Origin of the sequence: Moorena sp. SIO4A5, assembly GCF_010672005.1 — a bacterium.
Classification (GTDB): Bacteria; Cyanobacteriota; Cyanobacteriia; order Cyanobacteriales; family Coleofasciculaceae; genus Moorena.
The window spans coordinates 1-3,369 of sequence record NZ_JAAHHZ010000527.1 but is presented as its reverse complement, the minus strand read 5'-3'; the positions used below and the strand labels follow the sequence as shown (position 1 = coordinate 3,369).

The following is a 3,369-nucleotide window of genomic DNA, read 5'->3' as shown; positions in this document are numbered from 1 at the left end:
CACAAATGTTCCATCTGACTCCGGTAGCTGGGTGTGGTCAGGAAAGGGAGGAGGTAATTTGACTCGAGGTACTGTCTCAGTCATGATCTGGCCTAGACTATGGCGGTGATAATCTCTATATTATCCTGGCTGCAAAGCGTGTGATAGGCGATCCCAATTACCAATTACCAGAGCATGGTATTAGTGCTTAGTACACTAAAGATGCTCTTCCAAGGTGACTAATGACTAATCCTAATAGCTAATGACTAGTAACTGCTTTAGTAACTGCTTTCTCCCGAATCAACCAATCTGAATCATTAGCTGCCAGATCTTGACCACTGGTATCCCCTAACTGCTCTAATGCCATTAAACTGGCATATTTCAAGTCGAAAATATTGGTATTGAGGCTGTCTTTGAGTAAGGGAATTGCCCGTTCATCTCCTAAATTACCCAAGGCAATAGCAGCAGCAGCACGGGATTTCTGAAACTGGGGTGCTTTATTGTGTAGGGCTTCCACTATCAAATCGTAGGCATCGGCGTATTTCAGCCAGCCCAACAGTTTGACAACATGGTAGTGAGCACCATAATCGTTATGGGCTTTGTCAGCATAGGTAGCAAGTAGGGCGTCAGCAACAGTTTCTGGAGATAACTTGAGCAGAGTCTTACTGGCTAGATAACATCGCCCAAAATCTGTGTGGTATAGCTCGTTAATCAAGAAGTCTAAACTGGGCATTTGGTCATATTCATGAACCAGCTCTAGGTGATCAGGATGATCACGAATCACTTGATCGAGTGATGGTTCGATATCCTCAAAGGTGATATCACCGGCTGGCAACCCAGCCTCGGCCAAGAGGCGAATTCCTCGTATTCGAAAGACCATGGAAATGGGACAGGTCGCAATTTTAGGAATTCCTTGGTAGTATCGGGCATCAATCAGGTCTTGAATACAAGCTCGTCGGGCATTGACACTAGAGTGTTCTAGGAATGCCATCACTTTGTGCATCTCGGTGGTATCCCCTGTGAACCGACAAACCGTTGCGATCGCAGCACTGGCTATGGGTTCATTATCAGATTTAGTAAAGGTCTTAATCTTCTCAAGGGCTGGTTTATAGTCTAGTGCTGCCAGAGTTTGGATAATCACCCGATAAGTCTGACCTGGCTTCTCCAGCAGCTGGGCAATTTCTTCAAGAATTTCCGGATCTTGAGTGCCAATTTCCCCAATTGCCCAGACAGCATTTTCCACAGTGTAACAATCCTCATCCCCTAGACATGAGCGAATGATGGGTAGGGCTACAGAGGCTTTCAGACGACCTAAACTTTCCACTGCCTTGCGTCGAGCGATACGATGGTACAGTTCTGAGTTTTGGTCTTGCACCGTTTCCATCAGGGCATTGATTGACCGCTCGGTGGGAAAGTTAATTAAATGGGATGCAGCCAGATAGCGATCAGATTGGTCTTCTAACTGGTCTAAGGGTGTTTTTAAAAGTGCGATCGCTTGATCTTCGGTCAAATTAAATATATTTGCAAAACGTTTATCCATCAGTGATTTAGTGGTGATTTAGAAATTAACAATAGGACTTACGAAGTTTAGTTAGTTTTGCCCCCCTAACTCCCCAAAACAATCAGGGGACTCTTCGACGGTACTCAACCAATTCAGGCAAAGCAACGTACTAAGAGTCCCCAGGTGCTGATCGAAATATTAGTCAATCAGCGACGGATTTTCACCGTGATCTCCTTAGGACAAGGAGTTGATTACATAGTCAAGGTAAGTTTTGTACTCAACCAAAGCTTGAGCAGACATGTCACGAGGAGCACAACCGCGATCGCGAGTGAACTCAAGAGCTGCTACATACGGACCGGTAGGTAGGTTCAAAGAACGGTAAACTTCACGCTGACCAGCAATACCCCACTCATCTAGAGGACCAGTACCGCCAACAACTAAGCAGTAGTTGATCAAGCGTAGGTAGTGACCGAGATCCCGGTAGCACTTGTCAATCTTGACTTGAGAATCCCCAGCTTCACCAGATTCCTTTAGGTAAGGATACTTCTTAAAGCAAGCATCACCAGCTTCTTTGGTTACTTTATCAATGCCTTCTGCTAGCTTTTCAGCAGCTTCCATACGAGCAGCAGCCCGCTGTAGGCTACCTTGAACGGACTCAAGGTCAGAGCTGCTAGGAAAACGACCTGCAGCATCGGCAGCAGTAACAACTGTGCTTATAACTGATTTCATTCTTATATATCTCCTGAATGGGTTTTGACAAAGATTATACTTAGCTTTTGGCTTCCCCAGCTCGCTTTGGCAGGAGCTTGGTTATCTTAGGCAAAAGGGAAAGACTAGCTGATAGCAGCAACTACTGCATCGAAGTAACCAGCAGTTTCAGAAGCTAAGGAGGAACAATCCCCAGAAGTTACTTCAAACTTGCGCTGGCTAGCGGTGTTGTTAACGAAAGCAACTGCAGCAGCTTTCATGATTCCAACAGCACGAGCTGTGGAGGTGGTGGGTACACCCAGAGCGCTGTAGGTTTCCTTCAGACCATTCAGGCAGCGGTCGCTTAGTACAGAAGCATCACCAGCTAAGATGGCATAGGTCACGTAGCGGAGGATGATTTCACCATCACGCAAGCAAGCAGCCATGCGGCGGTTGGGGTAGCAGTTACCACCAGCTTGAATCAAACCAGTGTTTTCGCAGATCATGCCAGAAATAGCGTCGGAAACGATGCAGCTGGCGTCGCTGGCGATAATGTTTACAATATCAAGGCGCTTATTACCATCAGCAATAAAGCCTTTGAGAGCAGCCAGGTCTCCAGCACCTAGACATGCGGTTTTGCTATCTGCTGTAACTACAGCTCTGGAAAAAGCGTCAAGCATTGAAATCTCCTTAAATTAAAGGTACTTAACTAGTTTGCTATCTTGCTGGTTATTTATCAAATTTGACCAGCTCAATATGAACATTAGAGGATAATCGGAACCCCAGTCTCATTTATTAACAACAAAGTAATAATTTGTAATATTCGTTACAAGGTCACCAGTCGATCACACAGGAGTCAGTTAACCGACTCGGCAGTTATATACAAAACTTAATAATTACAGGAACTTAGCTGTGATATATGCTAGCGCTGATATTGAAAACCTAAATCATTTTGGAAAAATACCTCCCTTGACCATAGTGCGTCTACTGTTGACGATGGCAATAGGGCTATATATATATAGCGTTTCTCATAGCTATGAGGTACACAGGATTTTTTTCCACTTCCGAAGTTCCCTCTTCTGACTTCCCTACTCCCTACTACCTACTCCCGCGCAACCCAGGACGAAAGTACCTCAAGCAATTGGTAAGCATTAAGCTATCAGCCATTGGCCTTGGCCAACAGCTGATAGCTTAGCTATAAA

The 3,369-nt window shown here is 45.2% G+C and carries 4 protein-coding genes and 1 pseudogene; 1 reads left to right on the top strand and 4 read right to left on the bottom strand.

Annotation, left to right across the window (positions count from 1 at the left end; genetic code table 11):
* The 4 genes and pseudogenes from F6K57_RS40400 to F6K57_RS40385 form a co-directional block, all read right to left on the bottom strand.
* Window positions 1–84: pseudogene (locus F6K57_RS40400) on the bottom strand (Uma2 family endonuclease); the annotation flags it as partial.
* A gap of 154 nt (window positions 85–238) precedes the next feature.
* Window positions 239–1,519 carry a HEAT repeat domain-containing protein gene (locus F6K57_RS40395; RefSeq protein WP_293074540.1) on the bottom strand — a complete coding sequence of 427 codons (1,281 nt, stop codon included), beginning with the start codon at window positions 1,517–1,519 and terminating at the stop codon, window positions 239–241.
* 195 nt (window positions 1,520–1,714) lie between these two features.
* Window positions 1,715–2,209: a class 1 C-phycoerythrin subunit alpha gene (cpeA, locus tag F6K57_RS40390; protein ID WP_075904203.1), complete on the bottom strand. Its 495-nt coding sequence runs from the start codon at window positions 2,207–2,209 to the stop codon at window positions 1,715–1,717.
* A gap of 104 nt (window positions 2,210–2,313) precedes the next feature.
* Window positions 2,314–2,847, bottom strand: a complete 534-nt coding sequence (locus F6K57_RS40385) for a bleomycin hydrolase (RefSeq protein ID WP_075904201.1) — start codon at window positions 2,845–2,847, stop codon at window positions 2,314–2,316.
* A gap of 356 nt (window positions 2,848–3,203) precedes the next feature.
* Here F6K57_RS40385 and F6K57_RS40380 point away from each other — a divergent pair, with 356 nt between their 5' ends.
* Entirely contained in the window at window positions 3,204–3,362 is a 159-nt protein-coding gene (locus F6K57_RS40380) for a hypothetical protein (protein WP_293074536.1), read from the top strand.
* Window positions 3,363–3,369: the final 7 nt, after the last annotated feature.